This window comes from Streptomyces sp. 12E (assembly GCF_055633275.1).
Window position 1 is genome coordinate 3,272,002 of record NZ_JBVNCJ010000001.1, and the last position, 18,235, is coordinate 3,290,236.

An 18,235-nucleotide genomic window follows, 5' to 3' on the forward strand; every position below is an offset into this window, starting at 1 on the left:
GTTGACTCACCCGATCAGATGCACCGTTCGGTCACATGGTTGTACGGGAAGTGGAAAATTCGTGCAGGATCCCCCGGGCTAGTCGAACCAGCGGTCCCGCGCCAACTCCTCGGTGCGGGACGGGTCCTCCAGCAGCGCCGCCACCTCGAAGCGCCGGGGCCACTGGCCCGCCGCCCAGGCGAGGCCCGCGGCCACGCCCTCCAGGGTCGCGGCGTGCAGGACGCCGTCGCCGGTGAGGCGCCAGTCGATCTCCACGCCGTCGACGACCAGCTCCTCGTGCTCGACGTACGACGCCGGGGTGCGCGGGCCCAGCAGCACCCGCACCGGCTCCGGCACGTCGTGCTCCGTGCCCTCGGAGTCCACCCCGCCGGTGACGGACTCGCTCAGCCGCCGCACCTGGAACAGCTCGGCCAGCTCGGCGGCCCGCGCCGGCCGTACGGGCAACAGCGGCACACCGGAGGTGAACGGCAGCAGGTCCGGCGAGTCGACGACCACCGCGTCGGCCGCGTCCACCACCTCGACCCGGCCGTCGACCACGGCGCGCAGCTCGTCCGGCAGGGTCACCTGCTCGGGGTCCAGTTCGGCCAGCGCGCCGTACAGGGCGTGCAGCTGCGCGGCCGTGACCGGGCGGTCGGGGTCGGCGAGGCGGTCCAGCAGCTCCGCCGCGCCGCCGGGCTCGTCGAGGAGGGCGGCCACCGAGGTCCGTACGCCCAGCGCCCGCAGCACCTGCTCGTCCTCGAACCCGGTCGCGTCGGCCTCGTCGTACAGGCCGCGCAGCAGCGGGTCGCCGCCGGCCGCGCGCAGTCCGGCGGGGCGGCGCCCGCCGATCACCGGGTGCCCGCGCAGCCACCACGCGGTGTACGGCCGTACGACCTCGTGGGTGCCGTCGTGCAGCAGGATCCGCACCGGCTGGACGAGCGCGTCGCGCAGCGGGGGACGGGACAGCAGGGCGAGGGCGCGGGGCCACTGGTCGTCGTCGACGAGGTCGAGGTCGCGCACGGCGACGATCTCGGTGGCGACGGGCGGGACGGGGCTGTCCGGGAAGCGGTCGAGGACGTCCTCGCTCCACACGTCCACGGCGTCCAGCAGGCCGGCGTCATCGGGTTCGGCGAAGTCCCCCTCGCGGGGCTCCAGTTCGTCGGGGTCGAGGACGACGTCGGTGGCGCGGATCAGCGCGAAGTCCACCAGCACCCCGCAGGCTGCCAGCGGCTGTTCGCCCCACTTGTCGGCCAGCTCGGCGTCCACCGCGGCGAGTTCACCCTCCCGCATGACCTGGGCGAACGGTCCGCCGGGGAAGACCAGCTCGCAGGCCGGGGAGAGTTCGCCGTCCTCGTCGGGCAGGGCCAGGGCGCCCAGCCAGGGCTCGTCGCCGGGTTCGAGCCCGGCGTCGCGCGCCAGGCCGAGCACGGTGTCGGCGAGCTCCTCGGCGTCCGGGGCGTCCTCCTCCCAGTTCACCCCGCCCTCGTCGTCGAGCGAGGCGGCGACGGCGGCCCGCACCTGCGGGGTGGTGAGGACGGCGCGCGGGGTGGCGGGGAGCGCGCCCAGCTTCTCCAGGAGGGGGTGGGCGGCGTCCGGGTGGGCGACCTTGAGCCCGAGCCGGGCCAGCACCTCGGGGTCGATCCGGGCGGCCTCCGCGCCGGGCAGCAGCACCTGACGGGGGCCGATCGTCGTCCTGCCGTCGGCCAGCGGCACCGGCAGCCCGGACAGCCGGTCCGGGTCGACCCCGGCGAGGCTGTCGTACAGCCGCCGCCACCAGTCGGGGGACTTCTCCAGGCCGGCCAGCCGGTCGATCGCGTCGGTGAGCGGGACCCGTGCCACGCCCAGCGTGCGCAGCTCCGCGCGGCGTTCGAGACCGGCGGGCAGCAGGGTGGGGAGGACGTCGGCCAGCACCCGTACGGTGTCCGCGCCCGCGCCCTCGACGACCTCGGCGTCCCTGGGACGCAGGGTCTCGGGCAGGTCGGAGTCGTCGTCCCGCTCGAGCGGTGCGGCGGCCGGCGGCAGGAAGGACGTACGGGGCAGCCGCTCGAGGATCGCCCGGCGCAGGGCGCCGTCCAGTTCGCCCTTGCCGAGCGGGCCCGGCACCAGGTCGATGATCCCGGCGGTCACCGGGCGCCAGTCGGCGAGGAGTCCGGCGTAGGCGTCGGCGGCGCGCTGCACGAGGAAGTCGGTGAGCGGGCCGGGGGCGGCGTGCCGGCGGGTGGAGTCCAGCGGGAGGGAGGCGATGAGCAGGGCGGGCACGCCGAGCGGCTCGTCGCTGGGGGTGGGCGCGTGCACGACGGCGCTGGTGCGGGGCCGGGCGGGGCTGCCGTCGGCGTCCACGGGGACGGCCCAGGTGATCGACCAGTGCGGGCGCAGCCGCTCCTCGACCGGCCGGTCGGCGAGCAGCTCGGGGGTGAGGGGACCGTGCGCGACGGCGGTGCGCCAGCGGGTGGTTCCGGTGGGGGTCCCCCCGCTCGAGCGAAGCCGGGAGTGGGGGAGGGAGTCCTCGACGACGGTGAGTCCGTCCTCGACGCGGCGGCTCACCGTGCGGGGTTCCGCGTCCCCGGTCTCGACGACGACCTCCTCCAGGCCGGGCAGGGCGAGCAGCAGGGCGTCGTCGACGGCGTGCAGCAGCCGCTCGGCGAGATCGGCGGCGGCGGTGTCGCGCAGCGGGAGGATGACGGCCGTGTCGTACGGGGCGGGCGCGGTGCCCTCGGCGGCGAACGGCAGCCGGAGCAGCGGCACGTGCCCGTCCCGGCGGCGGATCTCGTCCCCCAGGCCGGGGCTGTGCCGGGCGGTGTCCCCCGCGATCTCCCGCGCCTCGGCCAGCGACCAGCGGACCCCGCCGTGCCGGCCGACGACGGCGGGCTCGTCGGTGACGGCGAGGACGGCGGCGAAGCCGACGCCGAACCGGCCCACGGTCCGGTCCGAGGTGTCCCGCTTGGCGGAGGCCCGCAGCGTGGACAGCGACTCGACGCCGGCCGCGTCCAGCGGGGCCCCGGTGTTGGCGGCGACGAGGACGCCGTCGCGCAGGGTGAGCCGCAGCCGTCCCGGCACGCCCGCGCGGGCGGCGGCGTCGGCGGCGTTCTGGGCGAGTTCGACGACGAGGCGGTCCCGGTACCCGCCGAGGACGAGGTCCTCCTCGGCGTTGGCGTCCTCCCGGAAGCGGGCGGGGCTGGTGACCCAGGCGTCCAGGACCCCGCGCCGCAGCCGCGCCGTACCGAACGGGTCGGCGCCCTCGGCGGCGGGCCGCACGAACTTGCTCACGTTGACTCTCCTCATCGGCCCACTTCTGCGTGAGGTCGAAGGTACCGCTCCCCGGCATCCCGGGGACGCGGTGTCCGCGCCCCGCCGCCCCCTGTGGATGATCGTGACCGTGCTGCTCGAGTCGTTGTCCGTCGCCGCGCTGGCCGTGGTGCTGGTGTGTGCCGTCGTCCGTCCGTTCCGCTGGCCGGAGGCGGCGTTCGCGGTGCCCGCGGCCGGCGTGGTGATCGCGACCGGCGCGATCCCCCTGGAGGCGGTCCGGGAGGAGGCCGTCCGGCTCGGACCGGTGATCGGCTTCCTCGCCGCCGTGCTGGTGCTGGCCCGGCTCTGTGCCGACGAGGGCCTCTTCCACGCCTGCGGGATCTGGATGGCCCGCTGGTCCCGCCACCGGCCGCGCGGGCTGCTGGGCGCGGTCTTCGTCCTCGCCTCGCTGATCACCGCCGTGCTCAGTCTGGACGCCACCGTGGTGCTGCTGACGCCGGTGGTGTTCGCCACCGCCACCCGGATGGGAGCCCGGCCGGCCCCCCATGTCTACGCCGGCGCGCACCTGTCGAACACGGCGTCGCTGCTGCTGCCGGTGTCGAACCTGACGAACCTGCTCGCGTTCACCGCCACGGGGCTGAGCTTCACCCGCTTCGCGCTGCTGATGACCCTGCCGTGGCTGGCGGCGATCGCCGTGGAGTACGCCGTCTTCCGCCGCTTCTTCGCCGCCGACCTGGACGCGGAGCCCACCGCGCCCGAGGTGCCGGAGAAACCGGCGAAGCCGCCGCTCTTCGCCCTGGTGACCGTGGCCGCCACGCTCGCCGGGTTCGCCGTGGCGTCCGCGGCCGGCATCGACCCGGCGTGGGCGGCGGCGGCCGGCGCGACCGTGCTGGCCGTGCGTGCCCTGGGGCGCCGCCACACCACCCCGGTCGCGATCCTCCGCTCGGCCGACCTGCCGTTCCTCGCGTTCGTCCTCGCCCTCGGCGTGGTCGTACGGGCGGTCCTGGACCACGGGCTGGGGGACGCGCTCGGCGCCGCCCTCCCCGACGGCACGTCCCTGCCCGCCCTGCTGGCCGTCGCGGGCCTGGCGGCACTGCTCGCCAACCTGATCAACAACCTGCCGGCGGTCCTCGCCCTCGTCCCCCTGGCCGCGCCGTCCGGCCCCGGCGCGGTCCTCGCGGTCCTGCTGGGCGTCAACATCGGCCCGAACCTCACCTACGCGGGTTCCCTGGCCACCCTCCTGTGGCGCCGCATCGCCCACCACCACGCCCACGAGGTCAGCCTCGGACGCTTCACCCTGCTGGGCCTGGCCACCGTCCCGGCGGCGCTGCTGGCGTCGACGGTGGCGCTGTGGGTGTCGCTGGAGGTGCTGGGCGGCTGAGCGGGGAGGCAGGACCCGGAGACCCACGCCACACACGACGGGCGGCCGGACCGGCCCGCCGGTGACAAGCCGCACAGGCGCTTCGTCCGGTACTACCCGGGATAGTGGAAAAGCGATGGAAAACAAAAGGGACATTTAGTGCGCAGAGCTGATGGATCAGCTTGAAATGGCGGGTTTCGCCCCGCTCGGGACCCCCCGTCAAGAGACGTGCGTCTCATGCCCGGAGTACGGCCTTCCGTCGTAGGTCACACCTTTGCGGCGTTCGGGCGGTGGCCGTTACCAAGGAACGGCCACCACGGCACGGACCCGTTCCGCCGGTGGCTTCCCCCGCCCCCTCACCCACGAGGTTTTCATGTTCCAGCGCGTCACGTCCCGTCTCCCCCGTACGCCCCTGACCCGCCCCCGCGCCGCCGTGCTGGCCGCCGGCATGGGCGCCACGGTCGTCCTGGGAGTCGGGGCCGCGGTCGCCGCCGAGAACACGGCCGTGCCCGGCGCTGCCACCGCCGCCCAGGCGCAGACCGTCGCCAAGGAGACGACGGCTTCCTGGGTCTCCCCGGTGAAGAGCTACCAGCTGTCCGCGAGCTTCGCCCAGAACGGCGGCATGTGGGCGTCCAAGCACAGCGGTCAGGACTACGCCGTCCCGACCGGCACCACGGTGATGGCCGCGCACGGCGGCACCGTCGTCAAGGCCGGCCCCAACGGCGCCGGCGACGGCCCCGCGTACGGCAACGCCGTCGTGATCAACCACGGCAACGGGAAGTACTCCCAGTACGCCCACCTGTCGCAGGTCGACGTGAAGGCCGGCCAGGTCGTCAAGACCGGCCAGAAGATCGCCCTGTCCGGCAACACCGGCAACTCCAGCGGCCCGCACCTGCACTTCGAGATCCGCACCACCCCGAACTACGGCTCCGCCGTGGACCCGGCGAAGTTCCTGCGCGCCCACGGCGTGACGGTCTGACCCACCGCGCCCCCGGCAGTACCCGAGCGACCCCGAGAACGGCCCCGCGCCCGCCTCGGGGTCGCTTTCGGCGTTCCGCCCCCGACCGGAGCCGGTTTGCCGCCCCCGATCTTGTGGATCATGTCCCCGCCGTAGCCGACGACCCTGCCGAACTCGGCGGCCCGCACGCCCGTCCGCGCCCATCGGCGCCGGCCCGGCGGCCGTCCGGCCCGGCGGACGGGACGACGTCACGCAGGGGCGCCGAGCGGCGGGTGCTCGAGCACGCGGGGCTTGTACTCGACCAGCTGGATGCGGCCGTCGAAGGTGCGGTGCTCGATCATCTCGAGGGCGACGTCCGGATAGCCGTCGTAGATGCGCTCTTCGCCCGTGGCCCCGGTGATCACCGGGAACATCACGACCCGGAAGCGGTCGACGAGTCCGGCTCGCAGCAGGGACCGGCACAGGCTGAGGCTGCCGATCGTGCTGAGGAGCCCTGAGCCGCTCGACTTCATGGCGCGGACCGCCTCGACGGCGTCGTCTCGGACGAGTGTGCAGTTGGCCCACGTCAGTGGCTCCTCGAGCGAGGAGGAGAACACCACCTTGGACGCTTGCGTGAGCTCGTCGACGGACGCCTCCTCTTCGGGCCTGAACTCGTCCTGGCCGCTCGGGACCTCACCTGCGGCGAAGCCCGACATCAGGCGGTAGGTGTTCGCTCCCATCAGGTAGGTGACCTCGGGCTGCTCGCCGAGCCACGCGAGGTACTCCGGTCCCTCGAGGCCCCAGAACCCGGGCCATCCCTCTCCCGAGGCGTAGCCGTCGAGGGAGGTGATGAAGTCGACGAGAAGCTCCGACATGGCAGTGTCCTTTCCTGGGTTGTCACGAGCTTGGACCGGCCGGGAGCCAGGAACTCATCGGCCGCGCTGCGGAGTGACGAAAACCCATGACGTCGCAGCCGATCAGGTCGGCGGAGCGGCACTGCTTCGGAGAGCCCGAAGCGGTGCGTGATCGCGCTGTGCACACAGTCGGGCAATGATCTTCACGCGATCGGGAACGGCGGTTCGAGTTCTGTCAGAGCCTCAGCTCAGCCCCGTCCGCGAACGGCTCCGACGATCTACGCGATCCCGGAACTCGAATCCGTCCTGACCCTCCCGTCGGCCACCGTGCGGGCCCGGTTCACCCCTTACGGCGCCGGAACCCGGGATCCGAAGCTCCGGCGCCGTCGGCGCCTTACCCGTTCAAGAACTCCGGGAAGAGGAACCCCGCCGGACCCTGCCCCTTCCCGCCCGGGGCACGCGGTCACTCGGGCGGGTGGACATCACCGGCACAGCTGGATTTCCGGCCCTCCGACGCCCTTGCGCTCAGCGCACACCACCCGAAAAGACTTCGGCCCCGCCGGGATTGCCGTCCCACCGCGAGGGCCTGACCACCGAGGAAGACCGACCCCGACCTCCTCCGTCGCCGGCTCGCCCGCGCCGTCACCGCCCCGAAGGCCGAAGAGGTCCTCGAGGGCCCGTAGGCATCCCTCACCCCCGATGTGGCTCAGATCACATCAGGAGACATTATTAGTCAAGTTTGACCAGCCCTCACGGGAGGTAGACACTCTCCCGTCGACCACTAGACAAACTTGACCACCCCTCTCTCGAAGGAGCCCGTATGACCTTCCTCCCCGACACCGGATACACCCCGACCGCCGAGGACCGCGCGAGCCTCGACGCGTGGTTCGCCGAGTACGACGCGGCGAGCGGGAAGCGTGACGTCGAGCGCATGGCGGACCTGGCCGTGTTCCCCCTCAACCTCGTGAGCGACGACTCCGCGGGCGACGGGCGGTCGGCGCAGTGGGACCGGGAGCGGTTCGTCGCGGTCATGACCCGGGTGATGGGCGAGGGGAGTCAGGACATCACCTTCGAGTCCACCCGGACCCCGGTGTTCCTGTCCCCCTCGATGGCCGTGGTCTTCACGGACTCGACCATGACCGCCGACGGTGAGTCCCAGCGGCTCCGCTATGCCGACATCCTGCTCAGGCGGGACGGGAGGTGGGCGTTCCAGACCATGGTCCAGGGCGGCTGGGGGGACAACCTGCGATGACGTCCTACGAGTGCCCCAGCTCCGCCGTCGACGTGTCCTCCGTCGCCGGGACCGAGCCGGAGTCGGGGGACGGGCGGAGGGGGAACGGGTCGACGCGGGTCTCGTCGATGACCGGCGGGGCCGGCTGCGGGGGCCTCGGCATGACCGCGGCCTCGGAGTGGCCGCCGCAGCCGTAGGCCAGGGAGACGACGTGGCCGTCGGCCGGGGAGAACTCGTTGGCGCACACCCCGAACGCCTGGCCCAGCGAACCGCCGATGGGGGCGAGGAAGCCGCACGACATGCAGGAGGCGGGGGCCGCCTGCGCCATCGGGGTCTTCGCGCCGAACGACTCCTCCCAGCGGTCGGCGGCGATGTGCAGGCCGTAGCGGGACAGGACCCGGGCGCGGCGCATGCCGAGTTCCTCGGCCACCGCCGCGATCGTGCCGCGGGACGGAGTCACCGCCAGGTGGGCCGGGGTGCCCTCCGTGACCTCGGCGTCCTCCGCCTCCACCAGGTCGGCCATCTCGCCGGACACCGCGGAGCTCGGCGGCGGCTCCTCCTCGCCGGAGAAGCCGGGCTCCAGGCGCAGGTCCTCGGCGTCGGTGGGGAGGAGGTCCCCGGGCCCCATGTCGCCGGGGCGCAGCCGCTCGCTCCACGGCACCCACTCCGGTGCGAGGACCGCGTCGGGGCCGGGCAGCAGCACCGCCTCGTCGACCGTGACGATCTTGGCGCGGGAGGCGCGGGCCACGGTGACGGCCCAGCGCCAGCCGCGGTAGCCGGGCTCGTGGCACCCGAAGAAGTGGGTGACGACGCGGTCGCCCTCGGAGACCAGCCCTTCGTGCTCGCCCACGACCCCGGGCGCGGCGACCTCCTCGGCTGCGGCGCGGGCGAGGTCGACGGCCTCGGCGCACAGGCGGTCGGGGGTGCGGCTTCGCGTTGTCGCTGCGCTCACAGGTATCGCTTCTCTCCTACGCCGTCTCACGAGTGCGCCACTCCCAGCGCGGGGGGCGGACGGAGCGGACAGTGGGACCGCGTCGACGTCCGCGCCGCAACGTGCTCGGGCGCGCCTCCATCCATTCTGCGGGATGGCTGAGATACGCACGCTACCTGTTCGCGTGCGCTGGGCCTACACCGACGGTTGTTACGGAGTCCCGCGCGCCGGTTTCCGGGGGCCTCCGGCCGCCCCCGGAGACGTGTTCCCGGCGGCCTCCGGCGTTCCGCCGTACAGCCGCACCCCTGGCTGCGTCCACGGTGATACGGCATTACACACCGCCTTCTCGGGGCACTATGGCGTCGTGGCTACCGCGAGGACACCCCAGGGCGCCACCGGGACCGGTGGGCCGAAAGAGGTCAGGGGCAACGGCCGACGCTTCGGGACGAGCCGGGCGGGCGGCCGTCTCCGCGCGTTCGGGCGTGCCCTGCACCTGCCGGTGACCGGAACCGCGCGGGGCATCCGCCGGGCGACCCACGCGCACGGCGCCGGGGAGTCCGGGCTCGGCAAGCTGATCGAGCTGCACGGCGTGAACGGCGCCGGTGACGTCATGATCACGGTCGCGCTGGCGTCCACCGTGTTCTTCTCGGTGCCGACCGACGAGGCGCGCGGGCGGGTCGCCCTCTACCTCGCCATCACCATGGCGCCGTTCACCCTCCTCGCCCCGGTGATCGGACCGCTCCTGGACCGCCTCCCGCACGGCCGCCGCGCCGCCATGGCCGGCGCGATGCTCGCCCGGGCGCTGCTCGCGCTGGTCCTGTCCGGCGCGGTCGTCACCGGCGGACTGGAGCTGTATCCGGCGGCGCTGGGCGTGCTGGTGGCGTCCAAGGCGTACGGCGTGGTCAGGAGCGCGGTCGTACCGCGGCTGCTGCCACCCGCCTTCTCCCTGGTGAAGGCGAACTCGCGAGTGACGCTCGGCGGGTTGCTGGCGACCGGGATCGCCGCGCCGATCGGTGCGGGCCTGCAGCAGATCGGGCCGCGCTGGCCGCTGTACGGGGCGTTCGCGCTCTTCGTGACCGGGATGTTCCTGTCCTTCCGGCTGCCACCGGTGGTGGACTCCGCGAAGGGCGAGGACGTGGCGCTGCTCGCCGCCGACGAGCGGCACCTGCACGGCCCGCGCGGCGCCTCGGAGAAGCGCCCCGGGCTGCGCACGGTCGGCCCGGCCGTCACCCACGCGCTCGGCGCCAACGCCTCCATCCGCTGCCTCACCGGCTTCCTGATCTTCTTCCTCGCCTTCCTCCTGCGCGAACACCCGATGACGGGTCAGAACGCCGCGGTGTCGCTCGGCATCGTGGGCGTGGCGGCGGGCGCGGGCAACGCGCTCGGTACGGCGGTCGGGGCGTGGCTGCGCTCGCGCGCCCCGGAGATCATCATCGTGACGGTGGTGGCGTGTGTGGTGAGCGCGGCGATCCTGGCCGCCGCGTTCTTCGGCGCGGTCCTAGTGGCGTGCCTCGCCGCGATCGCCGGGTTCGCGCAGGCGCTGGCCAAGCTGTCGCTGGACGCGCTGATCCAGCGGGACGTGCCCGAACTGGTGCGGACGTCGGCGTTCGCGCGCTCGGAGACGCTGCTGCAGACGGCGTGGGTGCTGGGCGGCGCGATCGGCATCGTGATGCCGCTGATCGGCGCACTGGGGCTGGCGGTGGGCGCGACGATCGTCGCCGCGGGCTGGCTGGCCACGGTCCGCGGGTTGATCCGTTCGGCCCGCCGGGGGAACGCGGGACGGGCGCGTGTGGCGTAACACCGCGGCCACGCCGTACCCCCGCATGGGGAGTGCGGGGGACGCGCCAGATAGCCTTCGCCCCATGACCACGTTGCCCCGCGGCGCAGCCGCTCTGAGTCACCGCGCTGTGCGACGCCGCCGTGCCGTCGCCGCCGTCGGCGCCGTATCCGCCGGACTGCTCGTCCTGGCCGCCTGTGACAAGCCGACGTCGATGGCCACCATCACGGTGGGCAGCGACTCGGTGAGCTCGGAGGCCACCTGCGGTGGCGAGGGCGAGGCCCTGAACGCCAAGGCGCTCGAAGCGTGCCTGAAGGACAAGGGCGTCGACGAGATCTCCGTCGACCCCACCGAGAGCGTGCGCTTCGGCGTCGACCCGGACATCGCCGACAACGGCTGGACCATCCTGATGAACGGCCGGCCGCTGGTCGACTCCAGCAAGAAGACCTACCAGGTCATCCCGGGCAGTGTGTTCTTCAACGCCCAGTACGGCGCCCAGGGCGACTCGACCCTGGTGTCGGTCAAGGAGGGCGAGGAGTCGGCCACGGGCCTGTGGTCCTTCCGGCTGAAGAAGCAGGACGACTGATCACGTCGCCGTCACGCGTTCTCGTGGCCACCGCGGTCCCCGTCGAGCGGGACGCGGTGGCCGGGGCGTTCCCCGGGCCCGTACGGGAACTCCCCCTCCCCGGGGGGATCCTGCACCGGGTCCCCGGCGGGCCCGACCTGCTCGCCGCCGGGGTCGGCCCGGCACTCGCCGCCGCGTCCACGGCCGGCGCGCTCACCGCCGCCGCCCTCGACGGCCGGCCCTACGGCCTGGTCGTCTCCGCCGGGATCGCCGGCGGCTTCCCGCCGCACGCGCCCCTCGGCCGTCTCGTCGTCGCCGACGAGATCACCGCGGCCGACCTGGGCGCCGAGACGGCCGGCGGTTTCCTGCCGGTCACCGATCTCGGCTTCGGCGCCGTCACCCACCGTCCGCCCGCCGCCCTGGTCCGGCGGGCCGCCGTCGCGGCCGGCGCGCTCACCGGGACCGTGCTCACCGTGTCGACGGTGACCGGGACCGCCGACCGCGCCGCCGCGCTCCGCGCCCGTCACCCGCGCGCCCTCGCCGAGGCCATGGAGGGCTTCGGGGTCGCCGAGGCCGCCGCCGCGCACGGCGTGCCCGTGCTGGAGGTGCGGGCGGTGTCGAACCCCGTCGGCCCGCGCGACCGCGCCGCCTGGCGCATCGGCGACGCCCTGACGGCCCTCACCGAGGGCTTCGGGAAGCTCGCGCCCGTCCTCGAGAGTTGGAACCAGCATGACCACCCCTGAGCAGCAGCGGCTGCGGATCGCCTACTCCCCCTGCCCGAACGACACCTTCGTCTTCGACGCCCTCGCCCACGACCGCGTTCCCGGCGCGCCCGCCGTCGACGTGACGTTCGCCGACATCGACCTCACCAACGGCATGGCCGAGCGCGGTGAGCTGGACGTGCTGAAGGTGTCGTACGCGGTGCTGCCGTACGTCCTCGACGCGTACGCCCTGCTGCCCTGCGGGGGCGCGCTGGGGCGGGGCTGCGGACCGCTGGTGCTGGCGCGGGAGGAGGGCGTGGACCTGACGGGCCGTACGGTCGCCGTGCCGAGCGAGCGGTCGACGGCGTACCTGCTGTTCCGGCTGTGGGCGGCGGACGTCTTTGGAACCGAGGGGGGCGGGCCCGAAGGACCCTCGGTCGAGGGCGGTGGTGGGCGACGGGCGGGCGGGGTCGGGAAGATCGTGGTGATGCCGTTCCACGAGATCATGCCCGCCGTGCGGGACGGGAAGGTCGACGCGGGACTCGTCATCCACGAGGCCCGCTTCACGTACCAGGACTACGGGCTGCGCCGGCTGGCCGACATGGGCGAGCACTGGGAGCGGACCACCGGGCTGCCGATCCCGCTGGGCGCGATCATCGCGAAGCGGTCGCTGGGCGAGGAGACGCTGACGCGGCTCGCCGACTCCATCCGCACATCGGTGCGGATGGCCTGGGACGAGCCCGAGGTGTCGCGTCCGTACGTCATGGAGCACGCCCAGGAGATGGACCCGGCCGTCGCCGACCAGCACATCGGGCTGTACGTGAACGAGTTCACGGCCGATCTGGGCGAGGACGGGTACGCGGCCGTACGGGGACTGCTCACGCGCGCGGCGGCCGAGGGGCTGGTGCCGCCCCTCGGCCCGGACGCGCTGCGGTTCCCGTGACGGGCTCCGGGCGTGTCGGACGTCCCGGGCGCCGGAACGTCCTAGACGTCCAGCTGGTCGGCGACCGCGCGGAGCAGGCCGGCGATCTTCTTGCCGGCCACGCGGTCGGGGTAGCGGCCCCGCTCCAGCGACACCAGGGTGCCCTCCAGCAGGGTCGTGAGGTCCTGGACGATGGAGGCCAGCTCGTCCGGCTTCTTGCGCTGGGCCGCCGCGACCGACGGGGTCGGGTCCAGGACGGTCAGGGAGAGGGCCTGGTCGCCGCGCTGTCCGGCGACCACGCCGAACTCCACGCGCTGGCCCGGCTTGAGGGCCTCGACTCCGGCGGGGAGGACCGAGGAATGCACGAAGACGTCGCCGCCGTCGTCACGGGAGAGAAAGCCGAAGCCCTTCTCGCTGTTGAACCATTTGACCTTGCCGGTGGGCACGTCCGTCCTCGTCCTCGTACTCGTAGGGAAAACTGCTTCGGAAATCGGCTCTCGATAGCACTCGGGCGGGCCCGGTGACCCGCCACCACCAAGGCTAATGGTCTTCAGGCCGCTGACAAGACGTCACTCGGCTGTTCCTTCGCGCTGGGAACTACCCTGGTCCGGTGCGTGACAAAATCCAAGCGAATTCCCCCGCGCCCGGTGACGGCCTGGTCCGTGCCGGCGCCCTCGTCTTCTTCGTCGGCGCCGTGGCCACTCTGGTCACCGTGGCCCCGTTGTTCCTCGGTACGACGCCCTTTCCGACGTACATGTTCGGGCTGAGCATGTTCATGGCCGTCGGATTCCTGATGGCCGGCGCGGGCGTACTGCGTTCGGTCGCGGCGGGACGCCGCCGGGCGCGGGCGGGAAGGACTTCCGGGCCGGTTTCCGGTCAGTTGTCCGAGCAGTAGTCCGAAAACCACCGCGGGAATTCCGTCAGGCCGGTGAGGACGACGTCCGCGCCGGCCTCGCGCAGCGCGTCGGGGGCGTACGGGCCGGTGGCGACCGCGACGGACAGCGCGCCGGCGGCCCGTGCGCCGCGCACGTCGCCCAGGTGGTCGCCGACGTAGACGGTGGCCTCGTGCTCGCGCAGCGCGAGCGCCTTCCCCTCGGCCCACAGGTCGCCGATCACGGCGTCCGGCTCGATCCCGAGGTGGGCCAGGTGCAGCTTGGCGTTGGGCTCGTACTTGGCGGTGACGACGACCGCGCGCCCGCCCGCCTCCCGTACGGCTGCTATCGCCTCACGGGCGCCGGGCAGGGCGGGCGTGGGCGCGATGGCGTACACCGGGTACATCTCCCGGTACAGGTCCGCCATCTCGTCGACCCGCTCGGCCGGGAACCAGTTGACCAGCTCGTCCACCAGCGGCGGCCCGAGCCGGCTGACCGCGAGATCGGCGTCGATGTACGTCCCGGTCCGCTCGGCCAGTGCGAGGTAGCAGGCGCGGATGCCGGGGCGGGAGTCGATGAGCGTCATGTCGAGGTCGAAGCCGACGGTGGGCGGGAGGGGGGTGGTGAGGGCCATGCGGGCCATTGTGCCCAACGCCTGCGGGCGGTCGTGCCTGACCCGGCTGCGGGCGGTCGTGCCTCCCCCAGCGCCTTGAAGGCCTGGGAGGTACCCCCAGGGCGGCACGGGTGGGCGGTGGGGGTGCCTCCCGCTCGAGCGAAGCCGGGAGCGGGGAGGCGCCTGGCACGCACCGTGGGCGCGGTCGGCCCCCGGGGTGGATCGCCCCCGCCGCCCCTTCCCGTCCCGTCCCCGGGGCGCCGCCCCCGACCCCCGCTCCTCGAACGCCGGAGGGGCTGGATGCGGCCGGAGGTTCAGCGTCGGCGCTGGGAGCGCCAGACCAGGAACAGGGCCGTGGCGAGGGCCGCGGCCCTGATGACCCACGGCCATGTCCCGGAGATCGCGTCGTTCATCCCGCCCTCGGGGACGGGGGCGCCCCAGCGGCCCTCCGTCCTGCCCCAGAGCCAGACGACGCCGCCCGCGAGCGCGAGGCCGGGGAGGACGACCACCGCCCATTTGATCTCCGCCCGGGTCAGCCGGCGGGAGGCGTAGGCGATGAGCCAGCCCAGGATCAGGGCGCGCCAGTCGCCGATCACGGTTCCCGCGACCAGCAGGCCGGCGGCGAGCAGGAGCAGGGGGTTGCTCCAGCGGCCGGAGGGGAGGCGCGGGAGGAGGCGGCGACGGGAGGGGACGGGCTCCGCCTCGGCTGCGGCGGGGGCCGGGCCGGGCGGCGTCGCCTGCTTCTCCTCCTTCGCCGGGGGCGGCTTGAGGAGCTCGGGGACCTCGATGCCGCCGACGAAGCCCGGCACCCCGTCGCCGACGCCGAACGCGCTGCTGTCCACCCGCCACCAGTCGGGCCGGTCGGCGCTGTCGCCGAGCTCCTCCGTACTGGCCCGGTGCGGCGGGGACGGCACGTCGGCGGGGGCGGGGCCGCCGTCCGGCGTCCCGGTCGGGCGGGGACGGGGGACGATCCGGCGCAGCATGCCCTTCGGACGGCCCTCGCGGGTCTCGCCACCGCGGTCCGGCTCCCGCTGCACCGGGACGGCGGCGGACGGCGCGGGGACGCTCGGGGCGGCTCCGGAGGGGTCCTCGGCCGCCGTGACGACCTCGGTCGGCGTGCCGATGCGGGAGATGATGCGGCGGACCGCGGCGGGGGAATCGACCACGGCCTTCGCCCGGCGCCGGTCGATCTCGTCGCGCAGCTCGGCGACCAGCCGCATGCGGGCCGCCGACGGCAGCTGCCGCTGCTGCGCCACGTCGCCGACGCGGCTCAGATACTCGTAGACGACCTGGTCGCTCTCGATACCCACGAAGTCCCCTCCGGGACGGATGCGTCGGGACACCGTCGCCCGACGGTACCGCGAGTGGGGCCGGCCGACCCAACTCCCGGCGCTCCACGGACGTACCCACCCGCTAACGTGAGACGGATGAGCACCGAGGAGAACCCCGCGGCGGCCCCCCGATCCCTCGCCGAGGCCCTCCGGGCGCGGGACGACGTCTCCCTGGCCGCGCTGCTGCGCAGCCGGCCGGATCTCATCACGCCCGTGCCCACCGACCTCACCCAGCTCGCCACCCGCGCCGGCACCCGCGCCTCGGTCGTACGGGCGCTGGAGCGGCTGGACCGGTTCACGCTGCAGACGGCGCAGGCGCTGGCCGTCGCGGCGGACCCGGCGTCGTACGAGGAGCTGCTCGGGCTGCTGGCCGGCGACGACGGTGACCCGGTGGTCTCCGCCGCGCTGCCGCGCGCGCTCGGCGGCTTGCGCGAGCAGGCGCTGGTGTGGGGCGGCGACGACCGGCTGCGGCTGGTCCGCACCGCCCGTGAGCTGCTGGCGCCGTCGCCGCAGCACCCGTCGCCGACCGGGCTCGGCCCGACGGTGCGGGAGGCCACGGCGGGGATGTCGCCGGGGCGGATCCAGGAGATCGTGGCGACGGTGGGACTGCCGTCGACGCACGACTCGGTGTCCGCCGTGGCTTCCCTGACCGCCCTGTTCGAGGACCCGGCGCGGATGTCCGCGCTGCTCGACGAGGCGCCGGCCGAGTCCGTGGAGGTGCTGGAGCGGCTGGTGTGGGGGCCGCCGTACGGGCAGGTCACCGCCGATCCCGCGCCCCGGCTGCGCTGGCTCCTGGACCGGGGGCTGCTGCTGCCGACGGCGCCCGGGACGGTCGTCCTGCCGCGCGAGGTGGCGCTGCGGCTGCGGGCCGGGCGGGCGCACCGGACGCCGGAGCCGTTGCCTCCGCCCGTCGAGGCCGCCGCCACGCACCGTCCGCGGGTGGTGGACGCGACGGCGGCCGGGCAGGCGTACACGGCGCTGTCGACCGTCGAGGAGCTGCTGAAGGACTGGCACGAGGGCGGCCCGGCGGTGCTGCGGGCCGGCGGGCTGAGCGTGCGGGACCTGAAGCGGACCGCCGTCGCGCTGGACGTGACCGAGCCGGTGGCCGCCTTCTGGGTGGAACTCGCCTACGCGGCCGGGCTGCTGGCCTCCGACGGGGAGGCCGACGAGCGGTACGCGGCCACCCCGGCGTACGACGAGTGGCTCGAGCGGCCCGCCGCGGAGCGGTGGGCACAGCTGGTCACGGCGTGGCTGGCGGCGACACGGACGCCGGGCCTGGTCGGCGGACGGGACGCGAAGGACCGCACGCTGTCGGCCCTGGGGCCGGGCCTGGACCGCTCGGCGGCCCCGGAGGTACGGCACCGGGTCCTGACCCTGCTGGCCGGCCTCCCGGAGGGGGCGGCTCCGGTCCCGGAGTCGGTCCTGGCACGGCTGCGCTGGGAGCGCCCGCCGCGCGGGGGCGGGCGGGGTTCCGCCGGTGCGGCGTCCTCGGCGGCGGAGGGTGCAGGCGGCGCGGGAGCGGGGGGCTCCTCGGGGGCGGGGGACGGTGAGGATCTGCGGGCGCGGATCGCGCGGTGGACGCTCTCCGAGGCGGAGATGCTCGGGATCACCGGGCGCGGCGCCCTGTCCGCGCACGGCAGGGCGCTGATCGGCGCGCCCGCGGCCGGACGGGCGGAGGCGGAGCCCGAGGGGCCGGGCGACAAGCTGCCCGTGCACCACAGGACCGCCCCGGCGCCGGTGCCGCCCTCCCCCGCCGGGCAGGCCACGGCCGCGGCTGCCGCCGCCCGGCTGCTCGCGCCGCTGCTGCCCGAGCCGCTGGACCACGTGCTCCTCCAGGCCGATCTGACGGCGGTGGCGCCGGGCCCGCTGGAGCGGCCGCTCGCCGACATGCTGGGGGTCCTCGCGGACGTGGAGTCGAAGGGTGGCGCGACCGTCTACCGGTTCACGCCCGGCTCGGTACGGCGCGCCCTGGACGCCGGGCAGTCCGCCTCCGACCTGCACGCCTTCCTCACCGCGCACTCCCGTACGCCGGTGCCGCAGCCGCTGGCGTACCTCATCGACGATGTCGCCCGCAGGCACGGGCACCTGCGGGTGGGCGCCGCCTCGGCCTACGTCCGCTGCGACGACGACGCCGTGCTCAGCGAGATCCTCGCCGACAAGCGGGCCGCGGGGCTGGGTCTGCGCCGGCTGGCCCCGACCGTGCTGGCCGCGCAGGCCGGTCCGGCCGGTCTGCTGGAAGGGCTGCGCGCGATGGGGTTCGCACCGGCCGCCGAGTCGGCGGAGGGCGATGTGGTGATCGCCCGGGCCGACGCCCACCGCACCCCGCCGCGCACCCCTCCCGCGCCGGTCCCGGACGGGCCGCCGGTCCCCGACGACACCCTGCTCGCGGCGGCGCTCCGCGCCGTCCGCGCCGGCGACCTCGCCTCCACCGCCCCGCGCAGACCGGCCGCCGGGGGCGACCCGGGCCGCGGGGAGCTGCCCCGTACGACCGCCGCCGAGACCCTCGCCACCGTGCAGGCCGCCGTCCTCACCGGCGAGGCGCTGTGGATCGGCTACGTCAACGCCGAGGGCGGCGCCAGCCAGCGCGTCATCGCCCCGGTCCGGGTCGAGGGCGGCTTCGTCACGGCGTACGACCACACCGCGGACGAGGTGCGTACGTATCCGCTGCACAGGATCACGGGGGTCGCGGAGCTGGCGGACGGCGAGAGCTGACCCGTTCGGGTGTACGGCGGGTTCCATGCACGCCACGCCGTGCCGTTCCCCCCGATGAGCGAGGTCGCGGGCCGTCGCGCATCACGCGGTGGGCCGGTGGGCAGCCACCGGGTGTCCTGAACGGGCCCGGGGACCACCGCGGTCCGTTCGCGCGCAACAGAAAGGAAGTCCCATGCGTGCCGTTCGTCGCGTCGCCGCCGTACT

The 18,235-nt window shown here is 74.6% G+C and carries 15 protein-coding genes; 9 read left to right on the plus strand and 6 right to left on the minus strand.

Going from position 1 to position 18,235, the window contains the following annotated elements; genetic code table 11:
- Window positions 1-78: 78 nt before the first annotated feature.
- On the minus strand, window positions 79-3,261 hold the full coding sequence (locus ACZ8ZB_RS15090) for a sacsin N-terminal ATP-binding-like domain-containing protein (RefSeq protein WP_470738246.1): 3,183 nt from the start codon (window positions 3,259-3,261) through the stop codon (window positions 79-81).
- 82 nt (window positions 3,262-3,343) lie between these two features.
- On the opposite strand from ACZ8ZB_RS15090, the gene ACZ8ZB_RS15095 reads away from it, so the two are divergent.
- Together ACZ8ZB_RS15095 and ACZ8ZB_RS15100 are read left to right on the plus strand one after the other, a co-directional pair.
- Entirely contained in the window at window positions 3,344-4,606 is a 1,263-nt protein-coding gene (locus ACZ8ZB_RS15095) for an SLC13 family permease (protein WP_470741488.1), read from the plus strand.
- A 352-nt stretch (window positions 4,607-4,958) separates the two neighbouring features.
- Window positions 4,959-5,564 (plus strand): M23 family metallopeptidase, encoded by a 606-nt coding sequence (locus tag ACZ8ZB_RS15100; protein ID WP_470738247.1) that lies wholly within the window; start codon window positions 4,959-4,961, stop codon window positions 5,562-5,564.
- Window positions 5,565-5,791: 227 nt separating this feature from the next.
- Here the strand turns inward: ACZ8ZB_RS15100 and ACZ8ZB_RS15105 are convergent, their stop codons facing one another.
- Complete coding sequence (locus ACZ8ZB_RS15105; RefSeq protein ID WP_470738248.1) at window positions 5,792-6,397, minus strand: dihydrofolate reductase family protein; 606 nt, start codon at window positions 6,395-6,397, stop codon at window positions 5,792-5,794.
- 799 nt (window positions 6,398-7,196) lie between these two features.
- Between ACZ8ZB_RS15105 and ACZ8ZB_RS15110 the strand changes: the two genes are divergently transcribed.
- Window positions 7,197-7,628: a DUF4440 domain-containing protein gene (locus ACZ8ZB_RS15110; RefSeq protein WP_470738249.1), complete on the plus strand. Its 432-nt coding sequence runs from the start codon at window positions 7,197-7,199 to the stop codon at window positions 7,626-7,628.
- A gap of 4 nt (window positions 7,629-7,632) precedes the next feature.
- Here the strand turns inward: ACZ8ZB_RS15110 and ACZ8ZB_RS15115 are convergent, their stop codons facing one another.
- Complete coding sequence (locus ACZ8ZB_RS15115) at window positions 7,633-8,559, minus strand: DUF3027 domain-containing protein (RefSeq protein WP_470738250.1); 927 nt, start codon at window positions 8,557-8,559, stop codon at window positions 7,633-7,635.
- Between the two features lie 343 nt (window positions 8,560-8,902).
- Between ACZ8ZB_RS15115 and ACZ8ZB_RS15120 the strand changes: the two genes are divergently transcribed.
- The 4 genes from ACZ8ZB_RS15120 (at window position 8,903) to ACZ8ZB_RS15135 (ending at window position 12,524) form a co-directional block, all read left to right on the plus strand.
- Entirely contained in the window at window positions 8,903-10,336 is a 1,434-nt protein-coding gene (locus ACZ8ZB_RS15120; RefSeq protein ID WP_470738251.1) for an MFS transporter, read from the plus strand.
- A 64-nt stretch (window positions 10,337-10,400) separates the two neighbouring features.
- Window positions 10,401-10,901 (plus strand): DUF2771 domain-containing protein, encoded by a 501-nt coding sequence (locus tag ACZ8ZB_RS15125; RefSeq protein ID WP_470738252.1) that lies wholly within the window; start codon window positions 10,401-10,403, stop codon window positions 10,899-10,901.
- 23 nt (window positions 10,902-10,924) lie between these two features.
- Window positions 10,925-11,623 carry a futalosine hydrolase gene (locus tag ACZ8ZB_RS15130; RefSeq protein WP_470738253.1) on the plus strand — a complete coding sequence of 233 codons (699 nt, stop codon included), beginning with the start codon at window positions 10,925-10,927 and terminating at the stop codon, window positions 11,621-11,623.
- Entirely contained in the window at window positions 11,610-12,524 is a 915-nt protein-coding gene (locus tag ACZ8ZB_RS15135) for a 1,4-dihydroxy-6-naphthoate synthase (RefSeq protein WP_470738254.1), read from the plus strand. Before ACZ8ZB_RS15130 ends, ACZ8ZB_RS15135 begins: the two co-directional genes overlap by 14 nt.
- A gap of 41 nt (window positions 12,525-12,565) precedes the next feature.
- Here the strand turns inward: ACZ8ZB_RS15135 and ACZ8ZB_RS15140 are convergent, their stop codons facing one another.
- Window positions 12,566-12,949 carry a cold-shock protein gene (locus ACZ8ZB_RS15140; protein ID WP_470738255.1) on the minus strand — a complete coding sequence of 128 codons (384 nt, stop codon included), beginning with the start codon at window positions 12,947-12,949 and terminating at the stop codon, window positions 12,566-12,568.
- A 164-nt stretch (window positions 12,950-13,113) separates the two neighbouring features.
- On the opposite strand from ACZ8ZB_RS15140, the gene ACZ8ZB_RS15145 reads away from it, so the two are divergent.
- Complete coding sequence (locus tag ACZ8ZB_RS15145; RefSeq protein WP_470738256.1) at window positions 13,114-13,398, plus strand: hypothetical protein; 285 nt, start codon at window positions 13,114-13,116, stop codon at window positions 13,396-13,398.
- Here ACZ8ZB_RS15145 and ACZ8ZB_RS15150 read toward each other — a convergent pair.
- Window positions 13,380-14,009 (minus strand): HAD family hydrolase, encoded by a 630-nt coding sequence (locus ACZ8ZB_RS15150; protein ID WP_470738257.1) that lies wholly within the window; start codon window positions 14,007-14,009, stop codon window positions 13,380-13,382. The genes ACZ8ZB_RS15145 and ACZ8ZB_RS15150 overlap by 19 nt on opposite strands.
- Window positions 14,010-14,302: 293 nt before the next feature.
- Window positions 14,303-15,298, minus strand: a complete 996-nt coding sequence (locus ACZ8ZB_RS15155; protein WP_470738258.1) for a hypothetical protein — start codon at window positions 15,296-15,298, stop codon at window positions 14,303-14,305.
- A 117-nt stretch (window positions 15,299-15,415) separates the two neighbouring features.
- Between ACZ8ZB_RS15155 and ACZ8ZB_RS15160 the strand changes: the two genes are divergently transcribed.
- Window positions 15,416-18,031 (plus strand): helicase-associated domain-containing protein, encoded by a 2,616-nt coding sequence (locus ACZ8ZB_RS15160; protein ID WP_470738259.1) that lies wholly within the window; start codon window positions 15,416-15,418, stop codon window positions 18,029-18,031.
- Window positions 18,032-18,235: the final 204 nt, after the last annotated feature.